Here is a 21,923-nt window from a genome sequence, read left to right as displayed (position 1 = left end):
TAATACGTCTACTAATTCTTTATTCTTTCGCTTTTGCCCCGTTCCCCTAAAGAACGGGCAAAAGTGAAGTCATCGTCGTAAAAAAATGAAAATTGGCTTGGTGCTTTCCGGAGGAGGGGCGCGGGGAATTGCGCACCTGGGCGTTTTGAAGGGCTTACAGGAAGAAGGGTTTGTGTTCGATCAGATTGCGGGAACGAGTGCGGGGGCCATTGCCGGTGCTTTATTCGCCAATGGCTATACGCCCGACGAAATCCTGAAAATTATCGAGACAACGCCCTTTTATCGCCACGTTCGACCCGCGTTTACCCGGCTGGGGCTGTTGCGGCTCGACAAAGCGGAGGAATTATACCGGAAATATCTACCGCACGATTGCTTCGAAAGTCTGCAAATCCCGATGCATGTGGTAGCGACGGACCTGACCGAAGGTGTTCTGACGGTTTTCCATACCGGCGAACTCGTCAGGCCCATTCTGGCTTCCTGCAGTTTGCCCGGTATTTTCGAACCTTACCTGATCAACAAACGCCAATACGTCGACGGGGCGGTTTTGAACAACATGCCGGTTGAAGTGATCGAAGACAAAGTCGATTTCATCGTCGGGATTCATTGCAACCCGTTCGCAACCCAAAAACCGATTACATCCGTCAAAGGCGTTTTGGAACGCAGTCTCATTCTGGCCGTCCGCAGCAAAACCCGGGAGCGGCTGGCCAAATGCCACTTGCTGATCGAACCGCCCGAATTGAGCCGTTACGATGTTTTCGACTGGCGTCGCGCCCGGGATCTTTTCCGGATTGGCTATCAATACACCCAGACGATCAAACCCCAGTTGATCAGGACGCTGGAGTCGGCATTCATTTCAGATACGATCTCGCCCAATTCAAACAATAAAACCCCCGGTTGAGCCAATTGAGTCTGGGAAGACGCATCGGGAAGTCGTAGTTTTCATCAGAAAACAGCTTTCCATGCACCGTAATGTTGAAACGTGTTCTGATTGTTGCGCTTCTTTTTGTTTCCGGTGGCCTGACGGCCCAGCCTCCGCAATTCGGCGGGGTGACGGGTCTGGTACACGATTCGGGGGGCAGTCCGCTGGAGTTGGTGACCTTGCTGTTGCTGAAAGCGACCGACTCGACCCTGGTGAAAGGGACGGTGAGTAATCAGCAGGGCGTGTATGAATTTGAGACCATTCCTGCCGGAACTTATCTGGTGGCGACCTCGCTGGTAGGGTTTCAGAAAACCTATTCCCGTGTCTTTACAGTAGGCGAAATCCAGTGGAACTCCCAACTGCCGTCGTTGGTGGTTCGTGAAGAAACCCGGCAATTGTCCCAGGTGACGGTGAAGGCCCAAAAACCGTTCATCGAGCAGCAACTTGACAAAACGGTTCTCAACGTTGAGAACAGCCTTGTGGCCACGGGTGGGACGGCCCTTGAAGTGCTGGAAAAAGCACCCGGCGTGGTGGTGGATGGGCAGTCGGACCGAATCAGCCTGAAAGGGCGTGACAATGTGCTGGTGATGATCGACGGCAAGCCCACCTATCTGTCGGCGGCCCAGGTGATGGATTTGCTCCGGAACACGCCCAGCAACACCATCGAAGCCATTGAACTCATCCCGAATCCGCCCGCCCGCTATGATGCCGCCGGCAATGCTGGTATCATCAACATCCGTCTGAAACGCAACCGGTCGGCCCAACGGCTCAACGGAAATTTGACTGCCGGATTGGGTCAGGGGCGGTTTTTGAAATACAATACGGGCCTGATACTCAATGCCCGGACTGGCCCGTGGAGTTGGTATGGTACCTACGCATTCGATCAGCGCGACTACTGGTCGGTGGCCAACATTGACCGGCGGCTGGCCCCGGACGGACAGCCATTATTGATCCGGCAGGATACCTACCGACCCATTCAAAACACCAGCCACTCGTTTCGGTTTGGTGCCGATTTTGCGCCCAACCGCCATTCGACCATCGGATTGCTGTTGAACGGCATGAACGTTGGCAACCGCTCGCAGGGCGGAACCACCAGTGTGCTGTACAAAGCCGGCATTCTGACCTCTACCGAGGAAACCGGGAACGACAACCAACGCAACATCGACCGGCTGGCGGCCAACCTGAATTACCGCCATCGATTCGACACAACGAGCCGGGGTGGCAAGGGACGCGAATTGCTGCTGGATGTCGATTATTCCGATGCCTCGTTTCGGCCGCTGGAACAGTTTGAAAACCGCTACCTGAACCCGCAGGGCGTCGAAACCGGTCCCCGGGATTTTCAGCGACTCCATACCGTATCGAAAGCCCTGATCCGGGCTGCCAAAGCCGATTACGTGCATCCCGTCGACCGGCGGACCACCGTGGAAGGCGGCTGGAAAAGCAGTTTTGTGACGCTCAAAAATGATCTGCGGTTCGAGACCAAACGCGCGGAGGCAGGACAAACCATACCCTGGCAGCTCGACACCAGCCGCACGAACCAATTTGAATACCGCGAAACGATCCACGCCGGCTATCTGACGGGCCGCCGAAACTGGGCTAACTGGACCCTGCAAGTGGGTCTTCGGCTGGAGCAGACCCAAACCGAAGCCTATTCCGTAACGGCCCATCATACCGTAAAGCGGTCGTATCTGAACCTGTTTCCGAATGTATCGCTGACCCGCCAGGTGGGCAAAAACCACCAGTTCCAGTATACCTTCAGCCGCCGGATCGACCGGCCGGATTACCAGTTTCTGAACCCCTTCATCCGGATTTTTAGTCCGTATATGTACCAGCAGGGCAACCCGTACCTGAAACCGCAATATACCGACGCTTTCCAGCTCGGTTATAGCTACAAGGACGAAACGACGGTGAGTGTGAGTTATGCAAAGACCCGGGACGTCATAGCCGACATCAACGAACAGAATGACACCACCGGCGTCACGCGGGTTACGCTCGTCAATCTGGCGAAACAAACGGTTTTGGGGCTGAATCTGAGTACGCCTGTGCGATTTGCCCGTTGGTGGTCGGCCCGCAATACCGCTAATCTGTCGTACAGTTCCTACCAATCCGGGGTGGGCGGAACACCACTGAACACGACCTGGACGTCGGCCAATCTGACCAGCCACCATACGTTCGTTTTTCCGCACGGCCTGTCGGCTGAACTGGCGGCCTCTTATAATTCGCCGTACGTCTACAGCCAGAACAAAATGCGGGCGTATGGTCAGGTGAGCATCGGCTTCCAGAAAAGTTTGTGGCAGAAAAAAGCCGTTCTGCGTTTCAACTGGGGCGATCTGTTTCAGACGCAGCGCTATCGGGGAACGCTGCAGTTCCAGCAAATGGATTTCCGGTTTGCATCCTACGCCGAAACCCGCGTCGCCCGCCTGACGTTCACCTACCATTTTGGAAACCGGGAATTAAAAGGAGCCGGGAACCGCCGGACGGTTTCTGAGGAGGAACAACGCCGGATGAATTAACCCGTACCTATACGAATCCCAATGACAAACTTCATCAATAAACTTTTGCAGCAGGCCAGCATCCCGATTACCAGCCGCCAGTTCTGGCGTTATTCGCTGGTTTTCTGGGGTGTTCTGGCCCTATTCTCGTACGTTCAGAGTACGCTGGTTTGGTTGTTGGGCAGTAAATCGAAAATGTACATCGCCGAATCGGTCGAATGGTTCATTACGTATCTGATGTGGCTCGGATTTACGCCCTTGATTCTGAAAGCCGCACAGCGTTTCCCGATCCGGCTGCTGGAACGCAAAGGCGCGTGGATCAAATCGTTGTCCATTCACGTGCTCATTGCCTCGGGTTTTTCGCTGCTGGTTTCCAGTGTCGCGTATCTGCTCGTTTCGCCCTTGTATGCCTACGAAATTGGAAAGCCGATTGGCCCCGAAAATATTCCTTTCTGGTTTTTCTGGTCGTATTCACTGCGTGTTACCAACTACCTGCTGGTTGTCGTCGGGTACAGCATTATTTCCTACACCCATCGCTACCAGGCACTGAAAGAACAGAATCTAACGTATGAATTGAACAATGAACAACTGAAGACACAACTGGCGGGTGCCCAGCTTCAGGCGCTCAAGATGCAGTTAAATCCCCATTTTCTATTTAATACGCACCATGCTATTGTGAGTCTGATGCTCCAAAACGACACGCGGAAAGCCATCGACATGGTCACCACCCTGAGCGATCTGCTGCGGGGCGTGCTGGCGCACCAGGATTCGAATTTTCTGACGTTGCGGCAGGAACTGACGCTGACCCAACAATATCTGGCGATTCAGCAAATCCGGTTTCAGGATCGGCTCCGGATCGAATATGACATTGACCCGTCCACCGAAAACTGTCCGGTTCCGCAGTTGCTGCTACAGCCGCTGGTCGAAAACGCCGTGACGCACGGTATTTCGGGGCTCACCACCGACGCCCTGATTCGCATCAGCACCCGCCGACATCCCGGCGAAATCCAGATTTCGATTTTTGACAACGGGATGGGCCATCGCCGGAAAAGACGGGAGGGGGGCGGTCTTGGACTGAATAACACGCGTCTGCGACTCCGTCAGGCCTACGGCGATGCGGCTCATTTTACCATCGAACAACCGCAGGGTGGCAGCACCATCGTAACGCTTTTATTTCCCTGCGAACCTCGTTTGCTCACCAACTCTACGCATGAAAACCTATCGCTCGCTCATCATTGACGATGAAATGCTGGCCCGGAGTGTCATTCGCACCTTTTTGCAGGCCGATCCGTCGGTTACGGTACTGGGCGAAGCGGGCAACGGCACCGAAGCCGTCATCAAGATTCTTCAACACCGCCCCGATCTGATTTTTCTGGACATTCAGATGCCCGAACTCGACGGGTTTGAGGTGCTGAAAGAAATCTGGCCCCACCACCAGCCGTTTGTGGTGTTCACCACTGCCTACGATCAGTACGCCTTGCGGGCTTTTGAGGTCAACGCCATCGACTATTTATTGAAACCGTTCAATGAAGTGCGCTTTCACCAGGCACTGGGGCGGGTGCAGGAGCGGCTTTCGCAACGGACCCAGCCCCGAATCGAGGCCTTGGTGAGTCAGTTGATGAGCGAACAGGCTGCGCAACCCAGCGGGGCCTATCTGCGCCGGATTCTGGTGAAAGAAACCGGCCGGATGTATCTGGTGAAGGCCGACGACATTAGTTACCTGGACGCCGATGGCAATTACATTACCCTGCACACGGCCCAGGAGCGGCACACGATTTACGACAGCTTGACGAGCCTGGAGACACGGCTTGATCCGACCGACTTTGTGCGAATCAACCGCTCCTACATCGTCAACCTCAATTTCATCGCCGAGGTTGAAACTTATTTCAACGGGGAATACATCGTTAAACTTAAAACCGGTCAGCAACTGAAGTGGACACGCAATTACCGCGATAACCTGAAAGCGTTTTATTCCAAATCGGTCTGACGCAACGGCGTTCGGGGTATTCCAGCTTTCCTTTGTTACTGAATATCGATAATCATAAACTAAGTGTTTCTATGACTGGCAATTCGGTTAAATCGGAAGCACACCTTCCGATTTAACCGGTCTTTGGTAAAGATTAAATAAAATATTTAATCTTTCTAATAGGATTATGAGTGTAATTCCAACCAGGGATCGATGCCGGGAGTCACCCATTGGGAAAGTTGACCGGAGTAAATACCCGATCCTGCCTGTGCCGCAGGAAGGTATTTTAAATAAATCAGAAAAAATGGGTAATCTTTTGATTATTAGGCAATTATTGTATTTTTGGTGATTGGGAATGGATTGCCGGATTCTAAATTACCTGGTAAATAGTATGCAGGCATACATTTTTTTTGATGATATGGTTCTGCATATCACCCGAATTGCATTAAATTGCGTTTAAGTAAATTCCCATTTTCCGGGGGATTGTTTTTTTTCATTTTCATTTTTTCAACAAACCAAACCTATTTGTATGAGAAGATCATTACTGTTTAGCTGTCTGCTAATCACCCTGGTGTGGGCTTCGGCGATGGCGCAGGATCGGCAGGTGACTGGAAGGGTCACCTCCTCCGAGGACGGGTCGGCCTTGCCGGGAGTATCCATTCAGTTGAAGGGAACCCAGCGGGGAACCCAGACCGATGCCAGTGGTAATTATGCCCTCAGCGTACCGACATCGGGTGGTTCGCTAGTTTTCAGTTTCATTGGAACGACCACGCAGGAAGTAGAAATTGGCAACCGCAGCACCATCGATGTGAAGCTAGTGAACGACACCCGCGCCCTGAGTGAAGTGGTTGTGGTGGGCTACGGAACGCAACAGCGCCGTGACCTGACGGGGTCTCAACTGACGGTGAAAGGCGACGATATTGCCAAGCTTCCGGTACAAACCTTTGAAACGGCGTTGCAGGGCCGGACACCAGGGGTTCAGATTACGCAGGGAAGTGGCAAACTCGGTTCGGCCTTGCAGATCCGGGTTCGGGGCGCGGCTTCGATCTCCGCCGGGAACGAACCGCTGTATGTGCTGGACGGGATTCCCATTACCTCGCAGGATGTCAACACAACCGACACCGAACTGTTCAGCCCGTTGGCCGACATCGACCCGAACGACATCGAATCCATTGAGATTCTGAAAGATGCCTCGGCCTCGGCAATTTACGGATCACGCGCGAGCAACGGGGTCGTGCTGATTACGACCAAACGCGGAAAAGCCGGTCGGACCAATATCCAGATTGGCTATTACACCGGAATCACGAACGCAACCCGCAAACGGGAGTTTTTAAATTCGGCCGAATACAAGGAACTGTTTACGGAGTCGCTCACCAACGCCGGCATCGATCCGAACGATCCGAGCGACGGTTTTCCGGGCTACGGGATTGACCCCAACTCCGGCATCGACAGCGACTGGGCGGGGGCGGCTTTCCGGCAGGGAGCCGTCAATCAGGCCAACTTCGGCATCAACGGCGGGAACGATAAAACCCGGTTTAGCCTGAGCGGTGCGACCAACAAACAGGTTGGTTTCATCATCGGTAACAACTTCCGCCGGAACAACATGCGGTTGAATGTCGATCACACGGTGAGCAAGAAGCTGAGTGTGGGCGCCAGCATTGCCTTCTCAGCCATTAACAACAAGAAAGTATCGGGCGATAATGCCTTCTCAAACCCGATTCAGTTGAACGCCCTGCCACCCCTGCAGGCCATTTACAACCCCAGCGATCCGACGGGCTATAACCGTTCGACGCTGTATTATAACAACCTGGTGGAGCTCGACAACGCTTCCAACTACGCCCGCACCTTCCGTACGTTCGGAAATATTTTCGGGCAGTACCAGCTTCTGCCGGGACTGACTTTCCGGAGCGAGTACGGTTTCGATGTGTTGAATTTGCAGGAAGAAATTTACCAGGGCCGGGTTACGGAAGATGGTGCTCCGACCGGCTACGGCTATCAGGCCATGACGCGGGTGAACAACTGGACCACCAACAACACGCTCAGCTATCTGAAAAACATCGGTACCGACCACACGATCGATATTTTGGCCGGGATGACGTATCAGGAGCAGAATGTTCAGGTGGTGTCGGCTACGGGCCGGAATTTTCCGAACGACAAGTTTCAGGAACTCGCCAGTGCCAGCCAGAAAACGGATGCCAGCTCGACCGAAACCGGTTTCAGCATCCTTTCGTACCTGGCCCGCGCCAATTACAAATTTAAAGACCGGTATCTGGTGGGCTTTACGGGCCGGATCGACGGTTCGTCGCGCTTTGGGGCCGACAATCGCTACGGGTTTTTCCCCTCGGCTTCGGTGGGCTGGATTCTGAACGATGAGCCGTTTATCAAAAATGCCCTGCCGATTCTGAGCCTGCTGAAACTGCGCGCCAGCTACGGCTTGACCGGGAATTCAGAAATCGGCAACTTCGATTCACGCGGGTTGTACGGAACCATCAATTATGGCGACCAGGTCGGTATTCGTCCGTCGCAGGTGGCCAATGCCGCATTGCGTTGGGAAAAATCGACGCAGTTTGACCTGGGTCTGGAGTTTGGTTTTCGCAATAACCGCATCAACGGCCAGATTGATTTCTACAACAAGATCACCGACGACCTGCTGCTGAACGTGCCGCAACCGGCCATCAACGGTTTTTCAACGATTGCCCGCAACATCGGCAGCATGCGCAACCGGGGTCTTGAATTCAGCATTACCTCGCAAAACCTGGTTGGCGCTTTCCGCTGGTCAACCAACTTCAACATCTCGTTCAACCGCAACAAGGTGACGCGGCTGGATGTGTCGCCCATCCGGGCCAATTCCCGCTTCCTGAGCTACGTGACGGTGGGCCAGCCGCTGGGTATTTTCTACGGCAAGAAATACGTAGGTGTCGATCCGGCCAACGGCGATGCCTTGTATCAGGGGGCCGACGGGGAACCCACGAACGATTACGCTTCGGCTCCGGAATTGTTTGTGGGCGATCCTAACCCGGATTTTACGGGCGGTTTGAACAACAACTTCTCCTACAAAGGGTTCGACCTGAGTGTTCTGCTTCAGTTTGTTTCCGGCAACGATCTCTTCAACGTAGCGGGTATTTACCAGTCGGTGAATGGTGATTATTTTGATAACCAGACCAAAGACCAGATGAATCGCTGGCAGAAACCGGGTGATGTGACGGATGTTCCACGTGCTGAATTCGGCGCGGCCAACGGAACCAGTATTTCATCCCGCTGGATGCAGGATGGTTCGTTTCTGCGGGTGAAAACCGCTTCACTGGGCTACAATCTGCCCAGTTCACTCCTGAAAAAAGCCTTCATTCAAACCGCCCGGATTTACGTTTCGGGGCTGAACCTGTTTACGTTTACGAAGTATACCGGCTATGACCCAGAGGTGAACACGCAGTACATCAACTCGACCAACCAGACGGCCAACATTGCGTTAGGGCACGACTTTTATACTCCTCCGCAGGCGAAAACCTTTACGTTTGGTGTGAATCTTGGCTTTTAATCGAAACTGAACATGAAAAAAATAATCATATCCGTAAGTCTGGCCATGATAATGGGCATAACCGCCTGTGACAACAAACTGGATCTTGAGCCCCGCCAGTCGGTCGATGCTGCTACGGCTTTATCGACGGCGCAGGACATTGAAAGTGCCTTGATTGGAACCTATGGCGTTCTGACCGGAACCGGGGGTGGGCTGGCCGATGGCGAGTTGTATGGAACCAACCTGAACCTGGTTCCTGAACTGCTGGCTTCCGATAATTCAGTATCCTGGCGCGGAACGTTTGCGAGCTATCGGGAAGTGACCAACCGGCAGATGCTGGCCACCAACGTCGAAGCGCAACGCACCTGGATTACGGCCTATCAGGTTATCAACGTGGCCAACAATATTCTGGAGTCGCTGGACAAAGTGACGGATGCCGACCAGAAAACCGCCTTTGAAGGCGAAGCGCGGTTCCTGCGGGGCATCATGTATTTTGAGCTGGTTCGCCTGTTTGCCCTGCCCTGGGGAGCGACGGCGGCCAATGATCAACTGGGGGTTCCGCTGGTGCTGCGGGCCACAACGGGGCAGGAACAGGCCGCCGAAACCCGGGCGCGCAATACCGTAGCCCAGGTGTATACGCAGGTACTCGATGACCTGACGAAGGCAACGACGCTGATGCCGGAAGACAATGGGTTGCGGGCGTCTAAATTTGCAGCCCTGGCGTTTCTGTCGCGGGTATACCTGCAACAGTCCGACTATGCGAAAGCCCTTGCTGCGGTTAATCAGGTGATCGAATCGGGGAATTACCAACTGAATGCCAACGTGACGACGGTTTTCCGGAACAAAAATACGGCCGAAAGTATTTTCGAGATTCAGGAAAATACGCAGAACAACCCCGGAACGACCAATGATGGGTTAACAACCCTGTACGCCAGCATTCCGGCGGGGGGGGCTGCCGTTGGCCGGGGGGATGTTCAGGTGCTGAACAGCTTTGTCGAGTCGTATGATTCGACGGATGCACGCCGGACGGATTTGTATTACATCGGTGTGAAAGGAGCCGGAACCCGGTATTACACCGGAAAATGGGCGGATTTTTACGCCAACATTCCCGTGATTCGTCTGTCGGAAATGCTGCTGACGCGCGCCGAGTGTAACCTGCGGCTTTCGACCACCACGGGGGCCACACCCGCTGAAGATCTGAACGCCGTTCGCGAGCGGGCCGGAGTGGCTCCGATTGCCGCGCCTACCCTGGCTCAGGTTTTGAAGGAACGCCAACTGGAACTGGCCTTCGAAGGCCTGCGCATCCACGACATCAAGCGCACGAAAGGCATGACCGGCACCCTCAACTGGAACGATCCGAAGCTGGTATTGCCCATTCCGAAACGCGAAATCGACGCCAATAGCCTGCTGGTTCAGAATCCGGGGTATTAACGTGATATAAAATGACGAATATCAAATGATGAATGTTGAATGTAAAAGTGGGAGCGTCCGCGTACTTTTGCATTTATTATTTATCATTTGATATTCAACATTTTGAAATACTCTATTTAAAAATGCCGTATCCACTGGGTACGGCATTTTTATTTGGCAGAAGCACAACGCTGCACAAAAAAAAAGCGTCATGGTATATGTTACATATTTTTTTATTTGGTATACATAGATTAGCCCTGGTTCAGCGTTTAATAGTTTGAAAAATCAGTATATTGACCCTTCAAAGGGGATGAGAAGTAACCGGTTTTTGCCCATGAGATTCGTTCTAACACCCAGTATTTGTAGATGAGAAAACGTTATACTTTTTTAAGTTGTTGGTTCTTATTCATTATTCTGTCGGGAAATCTGGCCTTTGGGCAGACCCGTCGGGTAGCGGGGCGGGTAACCGCAGTACAGGACGGATCGACGCTGCCGGGCGTGAACGTCGTGGTGAAGGGAACCACCATAGGCGTCAGCACCGATGCCGATGGCAATTACAGCATCAACGTCCCCGATGACAAAAACATCCTGACGTTTTCATCCATCGCCCTGATTTCTCAGGACATTCCGGTCAACAACCGTTCGGTCATCAATCTTCAGATGGCCGAAGCCGTCAACGAACTGGCGCAGGTGGTGGTGACCGGGTATAACTCGGTGCAGAAGAAAGACATTACCGGATCGATGGTTTCCGTAACCGCCGACAAATTCAAGGAGATTCCCGTCACCAGTTTCGACCAGGCCCTGCAAGGCCAGGCGGCAGGGGTTTTGGTCACCCAGTCGTCGGGAACACCGGGCGGGGGCATCACCGTCCGCGTTCGGGGCAGCACCTCCATCACGGCCAGCAACCGCCCCCTGTTCATTGTCGATGGCGTGCCGGTCGAAGACGGTTTGCTGTCGTCGCGCGATTTCGGGGGCCAAAACGACAATGCATTTTCGCTCCTCAACCCCAACGACATCGAGTCGTTGCAGGTGTTGAAAGATGCCTCCGCCAAAGCCATTTACGGGTCGCGGGCCGCCAACGGGGTGGTGTTGATAACCACCAAAAAAGGAAAGGCCAATCAGAAAACGACATTCGCGGCCGAAGTGCAGCGCGGGGTGACCGAAATTGTCCGCCGACCTGATCTGCTCAACTCCAGCGAGTTACTTGATCTGCAACGGGAAGCCGTGATCAATGCCGGGCAGGACCCCGACAAACTGGGGTTGATCAAGGGCGTCACCGACGGCATCAATACGGACTGGGTCGATGCGGTTTTGCGGAGAGGACTCTACCAGCAATACCAGCTTTCGGCATCGGGCGGTACCGAAAAAACCCATTTTTACATCAGTGGGAATTACCGGGATGAGGAAGGGATTCAGTTGAACAACCGCCTGACCCGGATGTCGGGCAAGTTCAGTTTCGATCACAAAGCCAATTCGGCACTGTCGTTCGGAACGGATATTTCGTTATCGCGAACGCTGAACAAGCGGGTCAAGGGCGATAACTTTCTGGATGGGGTCTATTCCGGTGCCCTCAAATCACTGCCCTTTCACTCGCCCTACAACGAACAGGGAAAATTGTATGGCCCCAACGATCCGAATTACGCCGGTTTTCCAAACTTCAATCCGGTGGCCCAAGCCTTGTTGCCCCGGTTCGACACCTATACCGTAAAAATGCTGGGCGGTCTTTGGGCCGAATACGAACTGCTCCAGAATCTCCGGTTTCGGTCCAAGGTGAGCATCGACTACAACCAGGTGACGGAAGACCAGTTCGAGTCGTCGCAAACCGCCATTGGCGGGTATCTGGAAAGCGTGGGCGGGCGCGGCTACGGGGTCTTTACTTCGGGAACCTATACCACCTTTATCAATACCAACACCCTGACCTACAACGTTCTGCTGAACGAAAAAAACCGGTTTAACTTTCTGGCGGGGTTTGAAATTCTCCAACGGCAGGAACGGTCGGGGAGTGTTACGGGCCGGTTATTTCCAAGCGATGACTTTACGTACATCACCTCGGCCGGTATTGTCGATAACGGTTTTTCCAATTTGCTGAAAAGCGGGCTGATCTCCACCTTCGGCGAAGTGCGATACGATTATGATGACAGGTATCTGGCGACGCTGACGGCCCGTTACGACGGCTCATCCCGCTTTGGTCAAGATCGGCAATTCGGGCTCTTTCCGTCGGCCTCCGTGGGTTGGCGGATTTCGCAGGAGAAATTCATGGAATCGTTCCGGTTTCTGAACGACCTGAAATTCCGCGCCAGCTACGGTTTTACGGGGAACGAACGGATTGGAGACTACCAGTTTCTGGGAACCTGGGCTTCGGTGACCTACAGTGGCGCAACGGGCTTAGGCCCGGCGGCCCTGGCCAACCCAACCCTGCAATGGGAGCGGACGCGGGAAGCCAACCTGGGGCTGGACGCTTCGCTCTACAATGGACGGCTCAGTATCAGTTTCGATGTCTACGACAACCTCACCGATCGACTGCTGTTTGCCCAGCCCATTCCGTCGACGACCGGTTTTGGAACCTTGCAGGGCAATATCGGGAAAATCTCGAACCGGGGAATTGAACTGATGGTATCGACGGTCAACTTCGACCGGGGCGGTTTTAAATGGAGTACGGACTTAAACTTATCACGGAACATCAACAAGGTGGTTGAACTGGCCAACGATGGTCCATTATTTCGGGGCTATACCGCCAATGGGGTCGGGAATACAAACGTGGTTTTGCAGGGGCACCCGCTGGGTACGTTCTGGGGCTTGAAGTTCCTGGGGGTTGATCCGGCGACGGGCGATGCCATTTATGATGACCTCAACGGCGACGGCCGGATCAACAGCGATGACGGTCAGGTGATTGGCAATGCCCAACCCAAACTTTTTGGCGGTCTGACCAACCGGTTTGCCTTCAAGGGTTTCGATCTAAACGTCTTCTTTCAGGGTTCGTATGGCAACAAGATGTTGAACTTTACCAGTACGTCTAGCATCAACACCGGGGCGGATTTGGAGAGTAATCAGTCGCGGAAGGCCCTGGAACGCTGGCAAAAACCGGGTGACATCACCAGTGTACCGCGGTATGTCTACCAGAATACGTACAACAACTACCACAGCAGCCGGTTTATTGAAGATGGCTCTTATCTGCGTTTGAAAAACGTTTCGCTGGGCTATAACCTGCCCAAAAAATACGTCGAGCGCTTTCGGATTGTGTCAACCGCCCGCATTTTTGCCTCGGCCACCAACCTCTGGACGCTCACCCGGTATTCGGGTCCCGATCCGGAAGTGAGCACGCTGGACGGTTCGACCACCGCTCAGGGTATCGACTTTTTCACCATTCCTCAATACAAAACCATGATGGTGGGAATCACCTTAAATCTATGATCCGATTCATTCGCTATACGGCCATTCTGGCCACGGTTTGGCTGGCTTCCTGTACGACCGTGCTGGAACCCAAACCGGTCGATTTGCTGGTCGATAACCTGGTTCTGAACGAACCCAACGATGTGGAACCGGCCCGAATCGGTGCCTACAGTGCGCTCCGGGGCATGGCGGCCACGAACATAATGGCTGGTGATTTTACGGCCGATTACATCCGGCACAACGGAACCTTCAATGATTACCGCGAACTGGGCACCAAGCAGATTACCTCCTCGAACGGCGCACCGGCTTCCCTGTGGAGCAACCTGTACCGGACCATCTACGTTGCCAACTTTGTGCTCGAAAGGCTGCCACCCATCAGTGGCGTTTCTGCCGCTACCAAAAAGCAGGTGCTGGCCGAAATGCGGTTTTTACGCGGCTATGCCAACTTCATTGGGGCCAATACGTTCGGTGATATTCCCAAAGTAACCACCACCGATCAGGGAACCAACCGGAACATTCCGAGGACGCCCAAGGCCGATATTCTGGCGTCGGTGCTGGAGGATTTCAGAGCGGCTGAAACCGATCTGGCCACCATCGAAGCCGGTTCGACGGCACAGGTTGTAAACGGCACCTACGCCAACAAAATAACTGCCCAGGCCATGTTGGCCCGGTATTACCTCTACCAGAAAAACTGGGCCCAGGCAGAGGTGTATGCGACCCGGGTGATCGATGCCAAAGTGTATTCGCTGGAAACCAACTTCGAAGACATTGTGAGCAAAGATTTTACGAGAGAGTCTATTCTGGAGGTCGGCTACGGGCTGTCCGACGACCCCGGAACCAGTAACTTTGGGTTGACCAACCTTTTTGTGGGACGTCGGGAAGTCATTCCTTCGGATCAGGTGGTGGTTTCCCTGCTGTCGACCGAATCGGGGACGCGCCGGGCCACGGTAGCGTTTAATTCCCAAAATTTGCAGGGCGACGACAACGGCTGGACGATGCAGAAATACGGCACGGCAGACAACGATAATAACAATATTGTACTGATTCGGCTGGCTGAAATGTACCTGATTCGGGCCGAAGCCCGGGCGCAGCAAAACAAACTGACCGGAACCGCCGGGGCCATTGCCGACCTGAATGTGTTACGGGCCCGGGCGAAAGCTCCGAATGTGTCGGTTGCCAATCAGGCTGAAGCAATTTCGGCGATTGAGCGGGAGCGGGTGTATGAACTGGCTTTTGAAGGCCACCGCTGGTTCGACCTCATCCGGACGGGCCGGTTGCAGGCTGTCATGACGGCGTTTTCGCCCAACTGGAAAGCCACTTACGACCGCTGGCCAATTCCGAATGGCGAAATTCAACGCAATCCGGCGTTGAAGGACGCACAGAATCCGGGATACTGAGTCTGAATTAAGAGTTAAGAATTAAGAGTTAAAAGTTAGTCGAACTGTCGGCATGGGTTGAATTCTGACGAAAATGAGACACTATAAATACCTACTGACTTGTATTATCGCTCTGGCCACGGGCTGGCTGGTGGTGGCCTGTGAGGAACAGGACATCGACCGAACGTTTGAAGGACCGTATTTTGTGCGGTTTACCGACTCGTCGCTGACCTACAAGGAAAGTTACAGCAAAACGATTGCTATCAAGGTTCACAATGCCGGACCGCAGTTGGACGAGGCCATTAAAATCAATTACGTCATCAGCGGAACCGCCCGCGAGGGCAAGGATTACGCCATTGAAGGCACCAGAGGCACGGTGACGATTCCGGCCAAGCAGAGTTCGGGAACCATCAATCTGAAGCTGATCAACAACGCCAACAACATTCTGGAATCCCAGACGGTGGTGTTTACGCTGACCGACGTGCAGCCTTCGTCGCTGCGGGTGGGTTTTGGCAAAGAAGGGCTGCTGGGAAAAAGCATTACGTTCACCATCGAGGATGATTGTCTGTTCAGCGGGACCTATTCGGGTGCCCGGCAAAATGGGGCTTACGTGAACATCCTGCAACTGTCGACCAACACCGCTACCTTACCCGATATTGCCATTTCCAGTCTCGATTGCAAAACCTACACCATCGGAAACTGGAACATCGGGATGGCTGATTTTTTTGGATTCAACGCCATCAAACCCACCTTCACTTTTGTCGATAACGGGGATAATTCCCTGACGATTCCGGTTCAGTCCAATGCGGATCTGGGCGGAGATACGCTGTCGGGTACGGGTTCATGGAATCCGCAAAACCGTCAGATCACCCTGAGTCTGCGCTGGAGAGCCACTTTCAATACCCCCTCCGGCCAGGATTCGGTAGGGACCATTACGTTTCCGCTCACGTATACGCCACAATAATGAAAAGCATCAAAACATCTATCCGATTTCTGGTTTTATCAGCAGGCTTGGTGGGGCTGTTTGCCGGGTGTTCCGAAAAGCTGGAACCGAAACCCATTACCTACAGCCAGTTGCTGACCGGAACTGAAAAGAAAATCTGGCGGCTGGTGTCATTCGAAGTGGTGGATCAGGGCGAAAAATCCGGGGTAATACCAATTCAAAATGCACTTGATCCCTGCCGGAGCGACGATCGGTACGTTTTTTATGCCGACGAGTCTCACAAACTCGAATACCTCAATGGGACTACCAAATGCAGCACGACCGAAGCCGATACGCTTTTTGAAGATAGCTGGACGATGATCAATTCTAACGCTACCCTGGAATTTGTCATTCCGGTTTTCAGTGGCAGCATTTTGCCCTTTACCATCAAGAATCTGACGGAAACGTCGATGACAGTGGAAATCTATTACGACAAAATTTACGTCGAACCGATTGACGCCAGTTACCGGTTTACGTTCAATTCTACCACAAAATAAAGGAGAAATACGGTGATGAATTTCGGCCTAAACCGCCAGATCGATTACCGACCTAACTGGATTGCTTTTATGCTTAAACGTATACTTTTTTCGGTTGCCCTACTTGTTTGCGGATTCTACCCCGGATCGGCCCAGCAAATCCCGGCCTGGCAGCAACTGGCCAGTCAGCCGGCTCGGGAGCAATGTGCTACCATGCAGATGGACAGTGCTTTACGGGCAAAATATCCCGAAATGGGTAGCCGGGCGGCTTTTGAAAAGACACTCCAGGAACGCATTGAACAGATCAAAAAACTGGAACGGACGGGTCGGCTGGCTGATGTGGTGCTGACCATTCCGGTGGTGGTCCACGTCGTACACGCGGGCGAAGCCGTCGGAACCGGTCGTAACATCAGCGAAGCGCAGGTAAAAGCCCAGTTGGAAACGCTCAACGAAGACTTTCGCCGGAAACCGGGTACCCGGGGTTTTAACGACAACCCCAACGGTGCCGACATCGAAATCGAATTTTGCCTGGCCGCCATCAACCCCACGGGCGGAACGATTACGGAACGGGGGATCGACCGGGTAAATGGTGCGTCTAATTTTGGCAAATCGACCTGGAGCAAAGCGGATATCGACGGCGTTTTAAAACCGAACACGTCTTGGGACCCCGAAAAATACTTCAACATCTGGGTAGTCGATTTCGCGGCCTCCGACGACCGTCTGCTGGGATACGCGCAGTTTCCGAGCCAGTCGACCCTGCCGGGTTTGTCGCCCAATTCGGGGGCTGGCAGCACCGACGGCGTGGTAATCCGGTATCAGTCGTTTGGCAATGCCGAGAAAGGCAACTTCCCGGTGATGCAGGCTCCCTACAACCTGGGCCGGACGCTGACCCACGAAGTGGGCCACTGGCTGGGCTTAATTCACATCTGGGGAGACGCCAACTGCGGGAATGACTTTGTGGACGACACGCCGACACAGGCATCCGAAAGCCGGGGTTGCCAGAAAGGGCGCGTGAGTTGCGGAGGTACCAACATGGTCGAAAATTACATGGATTATTCCGACGACGCCTGTTTCAACATCTTCACGCGCGGCCAGAAAACCCGCATGCGGGCGGTGATGGAAGTGGCCCTTCGTCGGGCCAACCTGGTGAACGCCAACGTCTGCGGTACGTCCGTCGTAGCGCGTCCGACGGCGAATTTCCGGGCCGAAAACCTCCGGGTTCTGCTGGGTGGTCAGGTGCGTTTCACCGATCTGTCGACCAACTTCCCGACGAGCTGGACCTGGACGTTCGAAGGCGGAACGCCCTCGACCTCGACGGAACAAAATCCGGTAGTAACCTATAATCAGCCGGGCAAATTCCGGGTGACCCTGGTGGCTTCCAATGCCGCCGGTTCGTCGGCCCCGTTTGTCAGAGAACTGTACATCGAAGTGTTGAACGTCGGCCTGTGTGCTGACCAGACCAATTTCAGCGGCACCCGAACCGTCTTGCGCCAACCGGGCGGAACCGGGTATGTAGCGGGGCAAAACAGCCGAAGAACCCGGGCGGTTTCCGAATTCTTCGACAATTCACTGAGTTATAACAACATGCACGGAGCCTCGCTCCGGTTTGGGGTTGCGAAAGCCGCTCAGGGTGCCCAAACCGAATCCATCGTCACCGTAACCGTTTGGAATGCCCGTGGTTTTCAGAACGGACCGGGTGCGGTATTGGAAACGAAAGAAGTGCCGCTCCGAACCATTCTGGAGGATGTGGCCAACAACCGCGCCACCAGCATTGTCTTCGACCGGAACGTTCCGTTGAGCGGTTTGCCGTTCCACATCGGCATCGAGCTTACCTATGTGGCCGGAGATACGGTGGCCCTGACCACAACCCGCGACGGCGAATCGCTGTTGGGAACTTCCTGGGAGCAGAATGCCAATGGCGAATGGGAGCGGTACCGGGTTCGCCAGGGGCTCAACGTTGCCCACGAAATTACGGCCCGGGTCGGCATGAAACCGTCCGTCCAGTTGACGGCATCCAAACAGTTTATTTTACCGGGCGAACCGGTCACGCTCAATGCCCGTGGCGCCAGTATTTTCAGTTGGGCGGGTCAGAATCTGAGCAGTACGCTGGGCGGTCAGGTCATTGCCCGGCCCACACAAACGACCTCGTATACCGTGACGGGTTCCGGTCTGGATCTGTGCAATGCGACAGCGACGGCCCGGATTTACGTTCAACCCGGCACGATCACCGGCGTGCCTACTGCGCTGCCGGATGAGGCCCTGACGGTTTCTCCCAACCCCAGCGACGGTTTAACGGCGGTTTCCTTCCGAAACCCGTCCCGGGGCATCCTGACGCTGTCGGTCCGGAATGTGGCCGGGGTGGAGGTGCTGAAACAGCAGTACCAGAAAATCGACGATGGTTTTGAACGGACGCTCGACCTCCGAACGGTGCCGGGCGGACTGTATCTGGTCGAGGTCCGGATCGGGTCGCAGGTGGTGCGGAAGAAGGTGGTGAAATATTAGAGAATTACCCTGTCAGCGGTCGGAGACCCTGACAGGGTAGTTGATCGAAATTACATTAGCTGATCGATAGGTAATAATCGCCATCTGCTTTCCACTTCCCGTTGACTTTCCGGGCAAACACAACGCCGTAGCGATGCACGGAATACCCCCACATGTCGTAGAGGAAGCAGGCCAATTGTTTATCCTGTGAAAAAGCTACATGAGAGACGCTTAGTGTGCCTAACTTCCGGTAGGGGAAACCAAGGATTTTTTCATCTGATAGCGCATGTAACTCCAGCCAGGAAGGGGTTGCAAAGGCATAGATACTGTAAGTGTCAGATGCCGGGAAGCCTTTCCAATGCCGCCACACGACATCATCAGGTCCCCCTTGCGGTAATTGATCGACGGGTATGGAATCCAGATTGGGCGGGAAGTCAGGATTCCAGAAATCCAGCAAGTTGCGGAAAACCGCCCGGTAGGCCGTATCAAGCCCTTTGAACCGCTTGTTCCAGTCCGCTTCCATTCGTGCCACCCGTTCATTAAAATGAGCGGGTGGCGGCATGAAAACCCCGGACATAAAGCCAACCCAAACCGGTTCCCCGTCCAGACCCTGACTCATGACTCCACGGTAAGGAGAATCCCACGTGGGTTTAGGCTCGTCGGGGTTCAGATAGCGCAGACTCTGGTTGATCACGGCGATTTCTTCTTTGAACGTCGTGGAATCCCGCACGGGTGTTTGAGTGGAAGTCTGCTTTTCCTGATTTATACAACTTGCGAACAGAAACACAAAAACTATTTTGTAAAAAGGTATTTGTATATTCATAAGAGGTGATGGATCGTGTTTATTTCTTCCGATACCGATCAGTAAAGTGGTTAGTAGACCATTCCATCCGGCATTTGAATTGTTATTCTCCATCAAATAAAGCACTGCATTTAGTCGGTTTTTGTTGTTCTAAAACGGCATCGCTGCTACTACTTTTTTCTCGATTAATTTCCCTTTTCTGAATGTAAACCTTTCGATCGGTGAATCGTAAAAAAAAGAGCAAGGTATTTTGACTTCCTTCGGACCAGGCTTTTTATATTCTTCCAGATACGTTACATTATCACAGAGCCGGTAGCCAATCTTACTTTTCAATTCGCCGAACCAGCTCAATGTATCTGAGATCAATCTTTCGGATCCATCATAAATGATAAAAGGGTGGCCTTCAATAAATTCATAGCTGGCAGGCAAGTGCTTTTCTAACTCACTTAATAGTGCTATTGATGTTAAATAAATGACCGCTTCAGAAGTATCAGATCGGATAAGCAAAGCGGAAACCGGAGTCCAACCGCCTTTTTTGAGCTTTTTCATCTCTTTCAAATGACTTTGCAGGATTGGTTTGAAGTCCACATACTTTCTCAACCCTTGAAGTGTTGATTGGGCTTTGGTGCCGAGACCGATGCCGAACAAAATCAGCAAGGTAAAAAAGAATTGTTGCATAGTGATTGATCAAGCAACCTGAACTACCGTTAAATTTTCCCAAAAACTCGTTTTGTTATCTGCCATTTACCATTTGATTTTCTTACAGTATAATCAGCAGTTTGGCCGGTGCCGCGAAATAATAAATAAACAGCAACTTGTTGATCTGGAAGTACTTTAAATTGAAAGACTTCTCCGTAAAAACGAGCTGGAATAGGGTAAAAAGTTGGATTGTGGAGGGTCGAATCATAGCTGACGATCGGGACCTGCTTATCTTTAAAAGCAATCTTATAATCAGGCTTCACAAATTCATTACTAACTATTTTCAGGTTCTTTCCCGGAAATGATTCAAGAAAGATTGCATTTAGTGTACTATCTGCCAGTGCTATTTCGATAACTGCGATTGTGTCTTTTTGAGTAAAACCTATCTTGTCAGTATGCGCCTTTTCCTGGCAAGAATACCAGGAAAAGGCGGAACAAATCAATACAAAAGTTCTCGACAATCTTAACATTAACTCGTTATGAAAATGAAAGACATTCAGGATGTGTCCAACGACTGATGGTGTTAAATCCGACTCAATGCACGTTTGCTGACCTGTCATTTTTCATCTACTCGATCAACCAAAAAGTCAGCTACGATTCCTATACCGTGAAATACCAATACAACTTTAGCCTGATCCTTCGAAATGCTCTTAAACAGATTGACAACCCCAAAAAAGCGAGCCGCTTTTGGGTCATTGGATGGGTGATAATACGAGGAGTCATACTCTATAAGTAGCGTCTGCTTTCCCCGGTAGATCACTTTGTAGTCCGCTTTAACATACTGATTACGTACTAACTTAAGTTCCTTCCCTGGAAATGACATTTTAAAGATTGAACCGAGTTTTACATCTTCTAGGGCGGTTTGAATACTAGCTATAGTATCGGTCCTTGAAAAACTAGATTCGTTGTTGTGTGATTTGCTTAGGATTTCTTGGTAAAACAAAGCACACAATGATATTATGAGCCAAAAAAACTTCAGCATTGACTTATATCTAAATTCTATAAACATCCATATCCTTGAATAATAGAAGGTGTAATATTTATTTGCAAGCAATTATAAGACAGCAAACCACATTCATCCAAGTATTTTCCAAGAAATATTTTTATGTTTTGTTATATAAAATATTGGTAAATTGTAATTTGTTTACGAGAAAATAGCTTTGGGAACAACAGGTTTTCATTCGAAGTGAAAGAGGGTACTTAAGGTGTACTGAATGCGGGATCTGGTTAAAAATCGAAAAGAGGCAGATCGACTATCTCTAAATAGCCGGTCAGCCTCTTTTTAAATAAATAATGCTTAGAAGAGTTTAAATTAAGGCCGGAGGCCTGTCCTGTCAATAGGTAATCGCCTACATCGGCTAGTGGTAGCTCCGGAGGAGCGGCCTAAAAACATCTTCAGGCCGCTCCTCCGGAGCT

15 protein-coding genes are annotated in these 21,923 nt (G+C 52.3%); 11 read left to right on the top strand and 4 right to left on the bottom strand.

All coding sequences use genetic code 11. The features are described 5' to 3' along the window. The first annotated feature begins 85 nt into the window (after positions 1-85). The 11 genes from ACS5NO_RS23345 to ACS5NO_RS23295 all read left to right on the top strand — a co-directional run bounded on the left by ACS5NO_RS23345 (position 86) and on the right by ACS5NO_RS23295 (position 19,027). The gene (locus ACS5NO_RS23345; protein WP_439417370.1) at positions 86-898 is read left to right on the top strand and encodes a patatin-like phospholipase family protein; all 813 of its coding nucleotides are present in this window, start codon (positions 86-88) and stop codon (positions 896-898) included. Positions 899-969: 71 nt separating this feature from the next. Beyond that, positions 970-3,432, top strand: coding sequence for a TonB-dependent receptor (locus tag ACS5NO_RS23340; RefSeq protein WP_439417369.1), 2,463 nt, complete (start codon positions 970-972; stop codon positions 3,430-3,432). Between the two features lie 21 nt (positions 3,433-3,453). Next, a complete protein-coding gene (locus ACS5NO_RS23335; protein WP_439417368.1) occupies positions 3,454-4,650 on the top strand; it encodes a sensor histidine kinase in 1,197 nt (398 codons plus the stop codon). Then, positions 4,622-5,398, top strand: a complete 777-nt coding sequence (locus ACS5NO_RS23330) for a LytR/AlgR family response regulator transcription factor (RefSeq protein ID WP_439417367.1) — start codon at positions 4,622-4,624, stop codon at positions 5,396-5,398. The genes ACS5NO_RS23335 and ACS5NO_RS23330 overlap by 29 nt, the downstream gene beginning before the upstream one ends. 508 nt (positions 5,399-5,906) lie before the next feature. Next, complete coding sequence (locus ACS5NO_RS23325; protein WP_439417366.1) at positions 5,907-8,912, top strand: SusC/RagA family TonB-linked outer membrane protein; 3,006 nt, start codon at positions 5,907-5,909, stop codon at positions 8,910-8,912. 12 nt (positions 8,913-8,924) lie between these two features. Next, positions 8,925-10,322, top strand: a complete 1,398-nt coding sequence (locus ACS5NO_RS23320; RefSeq protein WP_439417365.1) for a RagB/SusD family nutrient uptake outer membrane protein — start codon at positions 8,925-8,927, stop codon at positions 10,320-10,322. Between the two features lie 345 nt (positions 10,323-10,667). Continuing rightward, a complete protein-coding gene (locus ACS5NO_RS23315) occupies positions 10,668-13,712 on the top strand; it encodes a SusC/RagA family TonB-linked outer membrane protein (RefSeq protein ID WP_439417364.1) in 3,045 nt (1,014 codons plus the stop codon). Beyond that, entirely contained in the window at positions 13,709-15,088 is a 1,380-nt protein-coding gene (locus ACS5NO_RS23310; RefSeq protein WP_439417363.1) for a RagB/SusD family nutrient uptake outer membrane protein, read from the top strand. The genes ACS5NO_RS23315 and ACS5NO_RS23310 overlap by 4 nt, the downstream gene beginning before the upstream one ends. Positions 15,089-15,161: 73 nt before the next feature. Further along, positions 15,162-16,031 carry a DUF4843 domain-containing protein gene (locus tag ACS5NO_RS23305; protein WP_439417362.1) on the top strand — a complete coding sequence of 290 codons (870 nt, stop codon included), beginning with the start codon at positions 15,162-15,164 and terminating at the stop codon, positions 16,029-16,031. Beyond that, positions 16,031-16,546, top strand: a complete 516-nt coding sequence (locus tag ACS5NO_RS23300; RefSeq protein WP_439417361.1) for a hypothetical protein — start codon at positions 16,031-16,033, stop codon at positions 16,544-16,546. Before ACS5NO_RS23305 ends, ACS5NO_RS23300 begins: the two co-directional genes overlap by 1 nt. Before the next feature lie 69 nt (positions 16,547-16,615). Beyond that, positions 16,616-19,027: a M43 family zinc metalloprotease gene (locus ACS5NO_RS23295; RefSeq protein WP_439417360.1), complete on the top strand. Its 2,412-nt coding sequence runs from the start codon at positions 16,616-16,618 to the stop codon at positions 19,025-19,027. 55 nt (positions 19,028-19,082) lie between these two features. On the opposite strand, the gene ACS5NO_RS23290 is transcribed toward ACS5NO_RS23295, so the two are convergent. The 4 genes from ACS5NO_RS23290 to ACS5NO_RS23275 all read right to left on the bottom strand — a co-directional run bounded on the left by ACS5NO_RS23290 (position 19,083) and on the right by ACS5NO_RS23275 (position 21,450). Beyond that, positions 19,083-19,736, bottom strand: a complete 654-nt coding sequence (locus ACS5NO_RS23290; RefSeq protein WP_439417359.1) for a hypothetical protein — start codon at positions 19,734-19,736, stop codon at positions 19,083-19,085. 222 nt (positions 19,737-19,958) lie between these two features. Then, a complete protein-coding gene (locus ACS5NO_RS23285) occupies positions 19,959-20,486 on the bottom strand; it encodes a hypothetical protein (RefSeq protein WP_439417358.1) in 528 nt (175 codons plus the stop codon). A 29-nt stretch (positions 20,487-20,515) separates the two neighbouring features. Further along, the gene (locus ACS5NO_RS23280; RefSeq protein WP_439417357.1) at positions 20,516-21,067 is read right to left on the bottom strand and encodes a hypothetical protein; all 552 of its coding nucleotides are present in this window, start codon (positions 21,065-21,067) and stop codon (positions 20,516-20,518) included. Continuing rightward, on the bottom strand, positions 21,064-21,450 hold the full coding sequence (locus tag ACS5NO_RS23275; protein WP_439417356.1) for a hypothetical protein: 387 nt from the start codon (positions 21,448-21,450) through the stop codon (positions 21,064-21,066). The genes ACS5NO_RS23280 and ACS5NO_RS23275 overlap by 4 nt, the downstream gene beginning before the upstream one ends. Between the last annotated feature and the right edge of the window lie 473 nt (positions 21,451-21,923).

It is taken from the genome of Larkinella fluvii (assembly GCF_051857545.1).
GTDB lineage: Bacteria > Bacteroidota > Bacteroidia > Cytophagales > Spirosomataceae > Larkinella.
This window is presented reverse-complemented; position numbering and strand designations above follow the sequence as displayed.

Excerpts from the sequence above, each read along its gene's own strand:
- ACS5NO_RS23285 (WP_439417358.1), bottom strand. The coding sequence starts at position 20,486 with ATGCAACAATTCTTTTTTACCTTGCTGATTTTGTTCGGCATCGGTCTC.
- ACS5NO_RS23305 (WP_439417362.1), top strand. The coding sequence starts at position 15,162 with ATGAGACACTATAAATACCTACTGACTTGTATTATCGCTCTGGCCACG.
- ACS5NO_RS23345 (WP_439417370.1), top strand. The coding sequence starts at position 86 with ATGAAAATTGGCTTGGTGCTTTCCGGAGGAGGGGCGCGGGGAATTGCG.
- ACS5NO_RS23310 (WP_439417363.1), top strand. The coding sequence starts at position 13,709 with ATGATCCGATTCATTCGCTATACGGCCATTCTGGCCACGGTTTGGCTG.
- ACS5NO_RS23320 (WP_439417365.1), top strand. The coding sequence starts at position 8,925 with ATGAAAAAAATAATCATATCCGTAAGTCTGGCCATGATAATGGGCATA.
- ACS5NO_RS23300 (WP_439417361.1), top strand. The coding sequence starts at position 16,031 with ATGAAAAGCATCAAAACATCTATCCGATTTCTGGTTTTATCAGCAGGC.
- ACS5NO_RS23280 (WP_439417357.1), bottom strand. The coding sequence starts at position 21,067 with ATGACAGGTCAGCAAACGTGCATTGAGTCGGATTTAACACCATCAGTC.
- ACS5NO_RS23340 (WP_439417369.1), top strand. The coding sequence starts at position 970 with ATGTTGAAACGTGTTCTGATTGTTGCGCTTCTTTTTGTTTCCGGTGGC.
- ACS5NO_RS23335 (WP_439417368.1), top strand. The coding sequence starts at position 3,454 with ATGACAAACTTCATCAATAAACTTTTGCAGCAGGCCAGCATCCCGATT.
- ACS5NO_RS23315 (WP_439417364.1), top strand. The coding sequence starts at position 10,668 with ATGAGAAAACGTTATACTTTTTTAAGTTGTTGGTTCTTATTCATTATT.
- ACS5NO_RS23295 (WP_439417360.1), top strand. The coding sequence starts at position 16,616 with ATGCTTAAACGTATACTTTTTTCGGTTGCCCTACTTGTTTGCGGATTC.
- ACS5NO_RS23325 (WP_439417366.1), top strand. The coding sequence starts at position 5,907 with ATGAGAAGATCATTACTGTTTAGCTGTCTGCTAATCACCCTGGTGTGG.
- ACS5NO_RS23330 (WP_439417367.1), top strand. The coding sequence starts at position 4,622 with ATGAAAACCTATCGCTCGCTCATCATTGACGATGAAATGCTGGCCCGG.